This is a genomic window from Citrobacter braakii (assembly GCF_009648935.1).
In the GTDB taxonomy this organism is placed as follows: domain Bacteria; phylum Pseudomonadota; class Gammaproteobacteria; order Enterobacterales; family Enterobacteriaceae; genus Citrobacter; species Citrobacter braakii.
In genome coordinates, this window is the sequence record NZ_CP045771.1 from 721,941 (window position 1) to 735,559 (window position 13,619).

Below are 13,619 nucleotides of genomic sequence, written 5' to 3' on the forward strand. Positions count from 1 at the left end.
CTTCTCGTTACTCGGAGTGATGCGTCATCTTCTCTTGTTCACGGCGGTACCAATAAAATGCGCCCTTCGCGATCATGCGCAGTTGCAATACCAGCCGTTCTTCCAGCTGTCGACGCTGCTCGGCGCCAACATCCAGTGCTTCTGCCCCGGCGCTGAACACAATGGTGACCATGGCTTCGGCCTGCGCTTCAGTAAACGCACGAGGCATATGGTTTTCGAGTTCGAGATAGTCCGCAAGTTCCGCAATGAAGTGCTGAATTTCACGAGCAACCGCTGCGCGAAACGCTGCGGAGGTTCCCGAACGCTCGCGCAATAATAAACGGAAGGCGTTGGGATTGTTGCCGATGAACTCCATAAATGTTGAGACCGAGGTGCGGATCACACTCCCGCCCTTCGCGATACGCTGACGCGCCTGACGCATCAACTGACGCAGCATCAAACCACTCTCATCCACCATCGTCAGGCCGAGTTCATCCACATCACGGAAATGGCGATAAAACGAGGTTGGCGCAATGCCCGCTTCACGAGCGACTTCGCGTAAACTGAGGCTGGCAAAACTACGCTCAGCGCTGAGTTGACTAAATGCGGCTTCTACCAGCGAACGCCGGGTTTTTTCTTTTTGTTGCGCTCTAACGCCCATCACGATGTCTGAATCCTTCCACATACCTTGCTGGCACTATACCAGAGATTAGGCGGTTGGCATGGCTTTGTGAATGATTGTTTACGCGCAGTTTGTGCTTCGAGTTCGCAAAAAAGCACAACGATAATTGGGTTATCTCGACAACGATGTTACTATTCTGTTGCTTTTATGTATAAGAACAGGTAAGCCTGACCATGTCACATTCCTACGATTACGATGCAATAGTAATAGGTTCCGGTCCCGGCGGCGAAGGCGCTGCAATGGGTCTGGTTAAGCAAGGAGCGCGCGTCGCGGTGATTGAGCGCTATCATAACGTCGGTGGAGGCTGTACCCACTGGGGGACCATCCCGTCGAAAGCCCTCCGCCACGCCGTCAGCCGTATTATTGAATTCAATCAGAACCCACTTTACAGCGACCACTCCCGACTCCTTCGTTCTTCTTTCGCCGATATTCTCAACCACGCTGATAACGTTATTAATCAGCAAACGCGTATGCGGCAAGGATTTTACGAGCGCAACCACTGTGAAATTTTGCAAGGAAATGCCCGTTTTGTTGATGAACACACACTCGCCCTTGAATGCCACGACGGCACGGTGGAAACGCTGACCGCGGATAAGTTCATCATCGCCTGTGGTTCACGCCCCTATCATCCGGTGGATGTCGACTTTTCCCATCCCCGGGTTTATGACAGCGACTCTATCCTGAGCCTGCACCATGAACCCCGCCATGTTTTGATTTATGGTGCGGGAGTAATTGGCTGCGAATATGCGTCGATCTTCCGTGGAATGGACGTCAAAGTTGATTTAATCAACACCCGCGATCGTCTGCTTGCGTTCCTCGATCAAGAGATGTCCGACTCGCTCTCTTACCACTTCTGGAACAGCGGAGTGGTCATTCGCCACAACGAAGAGTACGAGAAGATTGAAGGTTGCGATGACGGCGTCATCATGCATCTGAAATCCGGTAAGAAACTGAAAGCCGACTGCCTGTTGTACGCCAATGGCCGTACCGGTAATACCGATTCGCTGGCGCTGGAAAATATTGGGTTGAAAACCGACAGCCGCGGACAGTTGAAGGTCAACAGCATGTACCAGACGGCGCTGCCGCACGTGTATGCCGTAGGAGATGTGATCGGCTATCCGAGTCTGGCATCGGCGGCCTACGATCAGGGACGCATTGCCGCCCAGGCATTGGTAAAAGGCGAAGCTACCGCGCATCTGATCGAAGATATCCCGACCGGGATTTATACCATTCCGGAAATCAGCTCCGTCGGGAAAACCGAGCAGCAGCTCACGGCCATGAAAGTTCCATACGAGGTTGGCCGCGCCCAGTTTAAACATCTGGCACGTGCGCAAATCGTGGGTATGAGTGTCGGAACGCTGAAGATCCTGTTCCATCGCGAAACGAAAGAGATTCTGGGGATCCACTGCTTTGGGGAACGCGCGGCCGAAATTATTCACATCGGTCAGGCGATAATGGAGCAAAAAGGTGGTGGTAACACCATCGAATACTTCGTTAACACCACCTTTAACTACCCAACCATGGCGGAAGCCTATCGGGTAGCAGCGCTAAATGGCTTAAACCGCCTGTTTTAACGCACTGTCGAAATGGCCATCCATTGACCCACGGATGGCCTCTGCCAGCTGTTCATAACGGCTGCGCAGCGGCGAACCTGGACGATACACCAGGCCAATCGTACGGCGCGGTTCAGGCTTGATGCAGGGCAGATAGACAACGCCATCACGCTTACGCTCCGGCGGCACGGCCAGCGCGGGCAGTAAGGTAATACCGCTGCCTGCCGCCACCATGTTACGCAGCGTTTCCAGACTGGTCGCCCGGAAATGGGTATCCTCATCAGCACCCGCTTCAAAGCAGAAGCCCATCGCCTGATCGCGCAGGCAGTGGCCATCCTCTAGCATCAGCAGTTTCTCACCCGCCAGATCGGACATCGGCACACAGTCGCGGTTTGCCCATGGGTGATCTTCATAGATCGCCAGCAGCATAGGCTCATCAAATAACGGTACTTCGATGAACGCCTCACTCTCTTTCACCAGCGCCAGAATGACGCAGTCGAGCTTACCGCTATCCAGTTGCGCCAACAGCTGATGCGTCTGCGCCTCATGGAGATACATTTCCAGTTTTGGGAAGGTCTGGTGCAACATAGGAATAATATGCGGCAGCAGGTATGGCCCCACCGTTGGGATCAAACCAATATGCAGCGGTCCAGACATTGTCTCGCCTTGTTGGCTTGCCATCTCCTTGAGCACTTTGACCTCGCGCAGCACGGTGCGCGCCTGATCCACCAGCAGTAAACCTGCCTGAGTGAACAGCACTTTGCGACTCGTACGCTCCAGCAGCATGACGCCAAGCTCATCTTCCAGCTTGCGGATCTGTCCGCTCAGCGTTGGCTGACTAACGTGACAGGAGTCTGCCGCTCGTCGGAAGTGACGATGTTCGGCTAGCGCCACCAGGTATTCAAGATCACGAATATTCATTATTCATCCTCCATCGCCACGATAGTTCGTAGCGATAGGTAGAATAGCAACGAACGATTATCCCTATCAAGCTTTCTGTTTAATAATGCACCACAGAAACGGAACGGTACCCCTTTAACCCTTGAAGCTACTGTCCGTTTTGAGAGTTTCTCTCATACTCGAAATAACTAAAGCCAACGTGAACTTTTGCGGACCTTGAGTCCGCATTTTTTTTTGCGCCCGGCGCGAATACATTCAAAAAAATATATACAAAATATAAATTACATATTTCCATTCGATTATTTAAATGAAAATCATATTAAATTAAAATAATCAAAAACATTTTGTATCATTTATATATTTGACGCCCTATCAGGTTCATAAATAATAACCGCGCGATATTCAATATATGGCAAATCGCAAGAACACTCGTTTCTTCGCCACTCTAATTATTTAGAGTACATTCACCCATATTTTTCTAATATTTATCGAATGGAATCTTTTATGAAACTCAATACTATTTCGCGATATTTTCTCGCGGCAGGTCTGATGTCGTGCGCCGCAAACGCATTCGCCCTGGAAGCCTGGAGCGGTCAGTCAGGTGGAAACACCATTGAAGTTATTTTTGACAGTAAAGTTTATAGTAACCGCTGGTATGTAAATGCCGATAATTGCCCACAGGGCGCGTCCGCTGAAAACTGGGATAATCCGTGGAGTTATGTGCGCGATGCCACAAAAGCGGAAATAGACCAATACGGCAACCCAACGACCTGTGACGCGGGCAGCGCCACGCCGGTCGCCCACGACGCATTCAGCGCAGAAAAAGATTATGCCAAAGATGATATTGTCGCTTATCAGGATGTGACATATGAAGCGTCCAGGCCCATTCCGGCTTATTCCTTCACCCCAGGTGCCGATAACCCGTGGAAACTCTATACGCCAGTACCCGACTGGAGTTCCAGCCAGGTTTATAACAAAGGGGATGAGGTCAAAGTTGACGGCCAGTCTTATGAAGCACTGTACTATACCGTTGGCGAAAACCCTTCTATTGCAGGTAACCAGAACCCGACCGGCACCAATGGCCGTCCGTGGAAACCGTTAGGCCCAACGGTCGAATTCACCCAGGAACAATTTAATAATGCCCCACAGATCAACTCCATTGCGCTTTACGAAGCTGGCAAACTGGCGGTGTACAAAGGGATACCTTATGTCGCTCAGACGAAAGTCAAAGGCGTTATGCCGGATGATAACAACCCGTGGGCGATTTATACCAACTGGGCAGGCACCAAAGAGCGCGTAGGGACGCCGAAAAATCCGTGGCCTGCCCACGTTTATGCACCATACGTCGACTTTAGCCTGAACAGCATTCCGGATCTGGCAAAACTGGCGAAAGAGCAAAATATTACCCACTTCACCATGGCGTTTGTCGTCGCGAAAAGCGGCGAGCAGTGCATCCCAACCTGGGGCACGGCCTATAATCTGCAGGATTACTCACAGTACAGCAAAATAAAAGCGCTGCGTGAAGCTGGTGGCGATGTGATGGTTTCCATTGGCGGAGCGAATAACTCCCCGCTGGCAGCAGCCTGTAAGAATGTTAAAGACCTGCAAAAACTCTACTACGACATTGTTGATAACATGAACCTGAACGTGCTGGATTTTGATATCGAAGGCACATGGGTGGCCGATCAGGATTCCATCGATCGTCGCAACCAGGCAGTAAAAGAGGTTCAGGCTCAGTGGAAAGAGGAAGGTCGCAAAGTCGGTATCTGGTACACCCTGCCAATTCTGCCGACCGGTCTGACGGCTGAAGGTCTGTATGTACTGGAAAATGCGCGCCATGCCGGCGTTGAGCTGGCTGGTATTAACGTGATGACCATGGACTACGGTAACGCCGTCTGCCAGTCAGACGGCACCGAAGGGCAGAACATTCACGGTAAATGCGCCACATCCGCTATCGACAACATGTTCACCCAGTTGAAGAAAATCTGGCCAGAGAAATCTGACAAAGAGATCAACGCCATGATGGGCACCACCCCGATGATCGGTTACAACGATGTACAGGGCGAAGTGTTCTATCTGTCCGATGCGAAACTGGTAATGGAAGATGCGAAAAAACGCAACCTCGGCATGATTGGCGCGTGGTCAATGGCACGCGATCAGCCGGGCGTGGCGAAGCAGGTCAGTCCAGAGCACAGCGGCATGACCGCACAGCAGGCACCGATGTACGCATACAGCCAGGTATTTGCGCCGTTTACTCACGCAGATGAAAAAGAGGTCGTCACCGGTGTTTATAAATCACGGAAAAACAACCTCTGCCTGGATGTCAAAAACGGTCAAATCCGGAATGGCGATCGTTTGTTCACCTATGCCTGCTCCGGCTCCAACAACCAGACCTTTAAATTTGATGCCCGTGAACATCTGGTAATTGGCAATAGCCAGAGCTGCCTGGATATTCAAAACGGTTATAATGTTGAAGGCAGAAATATTATTTCTTACACCTGCCACACCCCGACTGATACCAACAAAAATCAGGCATGGACCTGGCAAAACAACAAGTTCGTCTCACAGAAGGAAGGCACGCAACGTTGTATGACGGTGGGTAACGACGGTTATGTCACCTTAAGTACCTGCACCGACAATAACGTCGCGCAGGAATTTGAGATTTATCGTCCGTAAACTGCTATCCAGGATAGAAACATGACAAGGCCATCCCTCGGGATGGCCTCTTTTATTACCGACGTTAAATCAGCCGCGCCTTCGCGTAGTCGATCGCCTGCGCCACCTGCTGTGGCGACACGCCGCCTTTCGCCGCACGTTTATCCAGGCACGATTGCAACGAGAGGATCGGATAAACGTCCTCGCCAATCACCTGACTGAACTTTTGTAAGTCAGCAAGCGACAGCGCTTCCAGCGGTTTGCCCTGACGAATCGCCTCGACCACCGTCTCACCCACAATATGGTGTGCTTCGCGGAACGGGACGCCTTTTGCTACCAGATAATCCGCCAACTCGGTGGCGTTAGCATAACCCTGCTGCGCCGCTTCCTGACAACGCGGACGTTTCACCTGAATGCCATCCAGCACCAGCGCAGCCATATGCAGACAGTCCAGCCAGGTGTCGAGCGCATCGAACAGCCCTTCTTTGTCTTCCTGCATATCTTTGTTGTATGCCAACGGGAGACCTTTTAAGGTCATCATCATGCCGGTCAGCGCACCCTGCACGCGACCGCATTTGCCACGGATCAGCTCCAGCGCATCCGGGTTTTTCTTCTGCGGCATCAGAGATGAACCCGAAGTTACACGATCGGACAGCTCGACAAAGCCCGCTTCGCCGGTATTAAAGAAAATCAGGTCTTCAGCAAAACGCGACAGGTGCACCATGCCGATAGAAGCGTTGGAGAGTAACTCCAGCACGTGGTCACGGTCAGAAACACTGTCCAGACTGTTACGCGTCGCCGAGGAAAAGCCCAGCCAACCGGCCAGCTGCTCGCGATCGATTTCATACGCCGTACCCGCCAGCGCGCCGCAGCCCAGTGGACTGACGTCCAGGCGCTTGAGCGAATCCTGCAGACGGCTCTCGTCACGCGCCAACATTTCGACATAGGCCAGACACCAATGAGCAAACGTCACCGGCTGCGCACGTTGCAGGTGGGTGTAACCCGGCATGACGGCGTCCTGGTTATTCTCTGCCGTCACCACCAGCGCACTTTGCAGCTGACGGTTGGCCGACAGTAATTCAATAACCGTGTCTTTACACCACAGTTTAAGATCGGTCGCGACCTGGTCATTACGGCTACGTCCGGTATGCAGTTTTTTACCAAGCTGGCCGACTTTATCAATCAGCTTACCTTCCACCCAGCTATGAATATCTTCAGCATCGCTTTGCAGGATCTGCTGCGGATTAACGCGAACCTCTTCCAACAGAGTGTTCAGCGCCTCTTCCAATTGCAGTTGTTCATCGGCAGTCAGTACGCCGACCGTTACCAGCGCTTTAGACCAGGCCACAGAGCCGACAATATCCTGTTCTGCCAGGCGGTAGTCAAAACGCAACGAGTCGTTGAACTGTTTGAACCGCTGATCTGCTGCCTGTGTAAAACGCCCACCCCAAAGTGCCATAACTTGCTTCCTTAATATCTTGAATTTCAACGCCGGATGGCGCTTAGCTTATCCGGCGTACAGGTTCGGTTCACGTAGGCCCGATAAGGCATAACCGCCATCGGGTACAAAATAGTTTACGCTAAAATCCGCGTGCCAATTGGCATGCCGTTAAACAGCGCCGGCAGTTGCTCGGCATGACGCCAGGAGGCAATATCCACAGGGCGACCCAGCGTGCGCGCGGCATCCAGCGCCGCATTGACCTTCACGATCATGCCGTCAGTAATAATACCTTGTTCAATCAGTTGTTCCGCTTTAGCGGCGGTCATTTCGGCAATACGCTGGCCTTTACCATCCAGAATACCGCTTACGTCAGAGAGCAGGATCAGATCCGCACCCAGCGTTGCCGCCAGCGCCGTTGCCGCCTGATCGGCATTAACGTTCATCAGCAGTCCGTCTTCAGTAACGCCAATGGAGCTAACTACCGGCAGAAAACCGCCTTCCAGCAGTGTGTTAATCAGCTTAGGCGAACCCGGCTGCGCCAGTCCAACATGACCCAGCGCTTTATCGAGCGGCGTCACTTTTACGCTATCGCCATCACCAAGATACAGACCCACGGATGCGATGTGATGCTTTTTCGCCCAGGCCAGTAAGGTTTTATTCGCTGTTCCCGCCAGGGCGCCGGTAATAATGTCAATTTGATCGGCTGGCGTGACGCGCAGACCATTTTTCTTTTTCACCGGCAGGTTCAGCTGCTTCATCAGATCGTCAACCACGCAGCCGCCACCGTGCACAATGACCAGCGGTCGCTGATGCGACTCACGATAATTCACCAGTGCGGTAAACAGACGCTCCAGCGCCTCTTCACTATCCAGTAAAACGCCGCCCAGCTTGATAATTAATGGATTCATCGTTGCACCCTTAAATAAGAGACTGCGTTTCAGCAAAGCCAAAACGAATATTTGCGCACTGCATCGCCTGTGCCGCCGCGCCTTTCAATAAGTTGTCTTCAGTTGCCACCACGATCAGGTGCTCACCCTGTACGGCAAACCCGATATCACAGAACGGTAAGCCAACCACGTTCTTCAGAGCCGGAACGCCTTTGTCATACAGACGCACCAGTGGCTTATCGCCATACGCCTGTTGCAACGTTTGAGCCACTTGCGCATGGGTTACGTCCGCTTGCAAACGGCAGGTGATGGTTTCCAGAATTCCGCGCGGGAAGTTGCCCAGATGCGGGGTGAAGATCACCTCCGCACCAAGGTGAGTAGCGATTTCCGGCTGATGGCGATGGGTAAACACGCCATACGGCTGCAGGCTCACCTCACAAAAGCTGTTGGAAATAGCCGCCTTACGTCCCGCGCCGCTCACGCCGCTGGTGGCGTTAATTACCGGCCACTGGCTGAGATCCAGCAGCCCGGCATCAATCAGTGGTTTCAGCGACAGCTGTGCCGCCGTCGGGTAGCAACCCGGCACGGCAATCAGATTCGCGTCTTTCAGTTGGTCTGCGCTCCACTCCGCCAGTCCATAAACCGCCTGCTCCAGCAGATCGGGATGCTGATGGGTAAAGCCGTAATATTTTTCATAGAACGCGCCGTCGTTTACGCGAAACGCGCCCGAGAGGTCAAACACCACGCATCCGGCCTGCAAAAACTGCGGGGCCAGGTCATGGCTCACCTCATGTGCCGTTGCGAGGAACACAACGTCCACCCCTGCGCTAAACTCGCTGATATCTGACATTGGCTGTAACGGTAAATCGACAATGCCTTTCAACTGCGGATGCAAATCGGAGATTAATTTTCCTGCATCATTGCTTTGCGCTGAGACGGTCAAAGCGGTTATGGTCATATCAGGATGGCGATTTACATAGGTCACAAGCTCTGCGCCGGCATAGCCACTGGCGCCCACAATCAGCGTATTCAACATCGGGGCTGCTCACCTTCTTAGATTCTGTTGCCAGATATAAGCCTTTATCACCTCACCTTACACTTGGTGGGTTTTATTACGCTCAACGTTAATGTATTTTTATTCACAAATACTGCATGAATATTGATACTATCATGACCCGAGGTGTGTCAACAATGAAAAACAATTTACCGCCATTTATCGAGATATACCGCGCTCTGATTGCCATGCCGTCGATTAGCGCCACCGAAGAAGCGCTCGACCAAAGTAATGCAGGTTTAATCACTCTGCTGGCGGACTGGTTCAAAGATTTAGGCTTTAATGTGGAGGTCCAGCCGGTTCCCGACACGCGCAATAAATTCAATATGCTGGCAAGCATTGGACAGGGAGCCGGTGGTTTGTTGTTGGCGGGCCATACCGATACCGTCCCCTTTGACGACGGACGCTGGACGCGCGATCCGTTCACCCTGACCGAGCATGACAATAAGCTCTACGGTTTGGGTACGGCAGATATGAAAGGCTTCTTCGCCTTTATCCTCGACGCGCTGCGTGACGTCGACGTCACTCAACTGAAAAAGCCCCTGTACATTCTGGCCACTGCCGATGAAGAGACCAGCATGGCGGGAGCGCGTTATTTCTCTGAAACCACCGCTTTACGCCCGGACTGCGCGATCATTGGCGAACCCACTTCTCTACAACCGGTCCGCGCGCACAAAGGTCATATCTCTAATGCGATTCGCATTTTGGGGCAATCGGGTCACTCGAGCGATCCGGCTCGTGGCGTGAATGCCATTGAACTGATGCATGATGCCATCGGTCATATCATGAATCTGCGCGATGATCTGAAAGAGCGCTATCACCATGATGCTTTTACCGTCCCGTATCCGACGTTAAATTTGGGTCACATCCACGGCGGCGACGCCGCCAACCGAATCTGCGCCTGCTGCGAGCTGCATATGGATATTCGCCCACTGCCCGGCATGACGCTTAACGATCTCAATGGCTTACTTAACGACGCGCTGGCCCCGGTCAGCGAACGCTGGCCGGGTCGCCTGACGGTGTCGGAGCTGCATCCGCCAATTCCAGGCTATGAGTGCCCACCAGATCATCAACTGGTACAAGTGGTTGAGAAACTGCTGGGCGCACAGACAGAAGTGGTGAACTACTGCACCGAAGCGCCGTTTATCCAGACGCTTTGCCCGACGCTGGTGTTAGGGCCTGGCTCCATTAATCAGGCGCATCAGCCGGATGAGTATCTGGAAACTCGTTTTATTAAGCCAACCCGCGAATTGATCACCCAGGTTGTGCATCATTTCTGCTGGCATTAACCGCTTATCGCCTCGCTAACCCTTTAGTGGTAAGCGAGGTAATTTATTAACATTTCCATAAGCAAAGCTTATTTGATTCGATGTGAATTAAATAACGTAAATTCCCGTCATTTTTTCGTTTGCTGAACCGATTTCGCAGCAATTGACGTCACGACTTTTACGTGGCTTTATAAAAGACGGCTAACATACAAAGTCCGAGAGATTTCGCGTCACAGCAAGGCGGCAAGCGAGCTCATACAAGGAGCTTACATAAGTAAGTGACCAGATGGGCAAGCGCAGCCAACGCCGATGTCGCGCGAAAGATACAGGACGCATAAATTAAAGATGGGGTGTCTGGGTTAATATGAACGAACAATATTCCGCGTTGCGTAGTAATGTCAGTATGCTCGGCAAAGTGCTGGGGGAGACCATCAAGGATGCGCTGGGAGAGAACATTCTTGACCGCGTAGAAACAATCCGTAAGTTGTCCAAATCATCCCGCGCTGGCAATGAAGTCAATCGCCAGGAGCTGCTCACTACGCTGCAAAACCTGTCTAACGACGAGCTGCTGCCGGTTGCCCGCGCGTTTAGCCAGTTTCTGAACCTGGCCAACACCGCCGAGCAGTACCACAGCATTTCGCCAAAAGGCGAAGCAGCCAGCAACCCGGAAGTGATTGCTCGCACTCTGCGTAAACTGAAAGAGCAGCCCAACCTCGATGAAGCCACCATCAAAAAAGCCGTCGAATCTCTCTCCCTGGAGCTGGTTCTCACTGCCCACCCGACCGAGATCACCCGCCGTACGCTGATCCATAAAATGGGTGAAGTGAACGCCTGTCTTAAGCAACTTGATAACAAAGACCTCGTCGATTACGAGCGCCATCAGCTGATGCGCCGTCTGCGCCAGTTGATTGCCCAGTCCTGGCATACGGATGAAATCCGCAAGCTGCGCCCAAGCCCGGTTGATGAAGCCAAATGGGGCTTCGCGGTGGTTGAAAATAGCCTGTGGGAAGGCGTACCGAATTATCTGCGCGAGCTGAACGAACAACTGGAAGAGCATCTGGGCTATAAGCTGCCCGTTGATTTTGTCCCGGTTCGCTTTACCTCCTGGATGGGCGGCGACCGCGATGGCAACCCGAACGTAACAGCGGATATCACCCGTCACGTGCTGCTACTCAGCCGCTGGAAAGCGACCGATCTGTTCCTGAAAGACATTCAGTTTCTGATTTCTGAGCTGTCGATGGTGGATGCCACACCGGAACTGTTGGCGCTGGTGGGCGAAGAAGGCGCAGCAGAACCTTACCGTTATCTGATGAAAACCCTGCGTTCACGTCTGATGGCAACCCAGGCCTGGCTGGAAGCCCGTCTGAAAGGCGAGAAATTACCGAAACCTGCGGGACTTCTCACCCAAAACGAACAGCTCTGGGACCCGCTATATGCGTGCTATCAGTCTCTGCAGGCCTGTGGCATGGGCATTATCGCCAATGGCGAATTGCTCGACACCCTACGCCGCGTGAAATGTTTCGGCGTACCGCTGGTACGTATTGATATTCGTCAGGAAAGTACCCGTCACACTGAAGCCCTTGGAGAACTGACCCGTTATCTGGGCATTGGCGACTACGAAAACTGGTCGGAAGCGGATAAACAGGCTTTCCTGATCCGCGAGCTGAACTCCAAGCGTCCGCTGCTCCCACGTAACTGGGAGCCGAGCAACGACACCCGCGAAGTGCTCGACACCTGCCGGGTCATTGCTGAAGCCCCGTATGGCTCCATTGCCGCCTATGTTATCTCAATGGCGAAAACGCCATCGGATGTACTGGCCGTACATCTGCTACTGAAAGAAGCCGGTATCGGTTTTGCTATGCCGGTTGCCCCGCTGTTTGAAACGCTGGACGACCTCAACAACGCCGATGACGTCATGTCCCAGCTCCTGAACATTGACTGGTACCGTGGCTTTATTCAGGGCAAACAGATGGTCATGATTGGCTACTCTGACTCCGCAAAAGATGCAGGCGTAATGGCGGCCTCCTGGGCGCAATATCAGGCGCAGGACGCGTTGATCAAAACCTGCGAAAAAGCCGGTATCGAACTGACGCTGTTCCACGGTCGCGGTGGCTCCATTGGTCGCGGTGGCGCGCCTGCGCATGCGGCGCTGCTTTCTCAACCACCAGGCAGCCTGAAAGGCGGTCTGCGCGTGACAGAACAAGGGGAGATGATCCGCTTTAAGTACGGCCTGCCGGAAGTGACCATCAGCAGCCTGTCGCTGTATACCGCAGCAATTCTGGAAGCCAACCTGTTACCGCCGCCAGAGCCGAAAGATAACTGGCGTCATATCATGGATGAGCTTTCCGATATTTCCTGTGAGCTATATCGTGGATATGTACGTGAAAACAAAGACTTCGTCCCTTACTTCCGCTCCGCAACGCCAGAGCAGGAACTGGGTAAATTACCGCTCGGTTCACGTCCGGCAAAACGTCGCCCAACCGGCGGGGTAGAGTCTCTGCGCGCCATTCCGTGGATTTTTGCCTGGACGCAGAACCGCCTGATGCTCCCGGCGTGGCTGGGTGCAGGCACCGCACTGCAAAAAGTGGTTGAAGACGGTAAGCAAAGCGAACTCGAAGCAATGTGCCGCGACTGGCCATTCTTCTCCACACGTCTTGGCATGCTGGAAATGGTTTTCGCCAAAGCAGACCTGTGGCTGGCAGAATACTACGATCAGCGCCTGGTCAAAAAAGAGCTGTGGCCGCTGGGTGAAGAGCTGCGTCAGCGCCTGGAAGCCGATATCGATGTCGTGCTGGCGATTGCCAACGACTCACATTTGATGGCCGACCTGCCGTGGATTGCCGAGTCCATTCAGTTAAGAAATATTTATACTGACCCGCTGAATGTCTTACAGGCTGAGCTGTTACACCGCTCACGCCTGGCGGAAGAGCAAGGCAATGCACCGGATCCGCGCGTTGAACAAGCGCTGATGGTGACAATCGCTGGTGTCGCAGCCGGCATGCGTAATACAGGCTAACGTCCCCCCTCGTCGCCTTCGTGCTATTGTACGAAGGCGACAACAAAAACTGCTGTCATAACCGCTTCTTTTTCAATATATTCCCGCCTGAATATATTCACATTGTGAATATATCAACAGCAAAACACGATCCTAAGATCGTGATGCTTAAGTTCCTCTTAATATTAAGTCGCTACTCTTGGCG

9 protein-coding genes are annotated in these 13,619 nt (G+C 52.7%); 4 read left to right on the forward strand and 5 right to left on the reverse strand.

Annotated features, from left to right (window positions below):
- Positions 1–7 precede the first annotated feature (7 nt).
- The gene (fabR, locus tag GFC06_RS03295) at positions 8–643 is read right to left on the reverse strand and encodes an HTH-type transcriptional repressor FabR (RefSeq protein WP_003028862.1); all 636 of its coding nucleotides are present in this window, start codon (positions 641–643) and stop codon (positions 8–10) included.
- Positions 644–834: 191 nt separating this feature from the next.
- Between fabR and sthA the strand changes: the two genes are divergently transcribed.
- Positions 835–2,235, forward strand: coding sequence for a Si-specific NAD(P)(+) transhydrogenase (sthA, locus tag GFC06_RS03300; RefSeq protein ID WP_016155291.1), 1,401 nt, complete (start codon positions 835–837; stop codon positions 2,233–2,235).
- Here sthA and oxyR read toward each other — a convergent pair.
- Complete coding sequence (oxyR, locus tag GFC06_RS03305) at positions 2,218–3,135, reverse strand: DNA-binding transcriptional regulator OxyR (RefSeq protein ID WP_003028858.1); 918 nt, start codon at positions 3,133–3,135, stop codon at positions 2,218–2,220. The genes sthA and oxyR overlap by 18 nt on opposite strands.
- A gap of 483 nt (positions 3,136–3,618) precedes the next feature.
- Here oxyR and GFC06_RS03310 point away from each other — a divergent pair, with 483 nt between their 5' ends.
- A complete protein-coding gene (locus GFC06_RS03310) occupies positions 3,619–5,790 on the forward strand; it encodes a ricin-type beta-trefoil lectin domain protein (RefSeq protein WP_194831210.1) in 2,172 nt (723 codons plus the stop codon).
- Between the two features lie 64 nt (positions 5,791–5,854).
- Here GFC06_RS03310 and argH read toward each other — a convergent pair whose 3' ends face one another.
- The 3 genes from argH to argC all read right to left on the reverse strand — a co-directional run bounded on the left by argH (position 5,855) and on the right by argC (position 9,133).
- Positions 5,855–7,228 carry an argininosuccinate lyase gene (gene argH, locus GFC06_RS03315; RefSeq protein ID WP_047497608.1) on the reverse strand — a complete coding sequence of 458 codons (1,374 nt, stop codon included), beginning with the start codon at positions 7,226–7,228 and terminating at the stop codon, positions 5,855–5,857.
- Between the two features lie 116 nt (positions 7,229–7,344).
- A complete protein-coding gene (argB, locus tag GFC06_RS03320) occupies positions 7,345–8,118 on the reverse strand; it encodes an acetylglutamate kinase (protein WP_016155288.1) in 774 nt (257 codons plus the stop codon).
- 10 nt (positions 8,119–8,128) lie between these two features.
- Positions 8,129–9,133, reverse strand: a complete 1,005-nt coding sequence (gene argC, locus GFC06_RS03325; RefSeq protein WP_153689832.1) for an N-acetyl-gamma-glutamyl-phosphate reductase — start codon at positions 9,131–9,133, stop codon at positions 8,129–8,131.
- 155 nt (positions 9,134–9,288) lie between these two features.
- On the opposite strand from argC, the gene argE reads away from it, so the two are divergent.
- Both argE and ppc read left to right on the forward strand, forming a co-directional pair.
- Positions 9,289–10,440: an acetylornithine deacetylase gene (gene argE, locus GFC06_RS03330; protein WP_151223053.1), complete on the forward strand. Its 1,152-nt coding sequence runs from the start codon at positions 9,289–9,291 to the stop codon at positions 10,438–10,440.
- A gap of 343 nt (positions 10,441–10,783) precedes the next feature.
- Positions 10,784–13,435: a phosphoenolpyruvate carboxylase gene (ppc, locus tag GFC06_RS03335; RefSeq protein WP_016157932.1), complete on the forward strand. Its 2,652-nt coding sequence runs from the start codon at positions 10,784–10,786 to the stop codon at positions 13,433–13,435.
- Positions 13,436–13,619: the final 184 nt, after the last annotated feature.

Excerpts from the sequence above, each read along its gene's own strand:
- GFC06_RS03310 (WP_194831210.1), top strand. The coding sequence starts at position 3,619 with ATGAAACTCAATACTATTTCGCGATATTTTCTCGCGGCAGGTCTGATG.
- sthA (WP_016155291.1), top strand. The coding sequence starts at position 835 with ATGTCACATTCCTACGATTACGATGCAATAGTAATAGGTTCCGGTCCC.
- argE (WP_151223053.1), top strand. The coding sequence starts at position 9,289 with ATGAAAAACAATTTACCGCCATTTATCGAGATATACCGCGCTCTGATT.
- argH (WP_047497608.1), bottom strand. The coding sequence starts at position 7,228 with ATGGCACTTTGGGGTGGGCGTTTTACACAGGCAGCAGATCAGCGGTTC.
- ppc (WP_016157932.1), top strand. The coding sequence starts at position 10,784 with ATGAACGAACAATATTCCGCGTTGCGTAGTAATGTCAGTATGCTCGGC.
- argC (WP_153689832.1), bottom strand. The coding sequence starts at position 9,133 with ATGTTGAATACGCTGATTGTGGGCGCCAGTGGCTATGCCGGCGCAGAG.
- argB (WP_016155288.1), bottom strand. The coding sequence starts at position 8,118 with ATGAATCCATTAATTATCAAGCTGGGCGGCGTTTTACTGGATAGTGAA.
- oxyR (WP_003028858.1), bottom strand. The coding sequence starts at position 3,135 with ATGAATATTCGTGATCTTGAATACCTGGTGGCGCTAGCCGAACATCGT.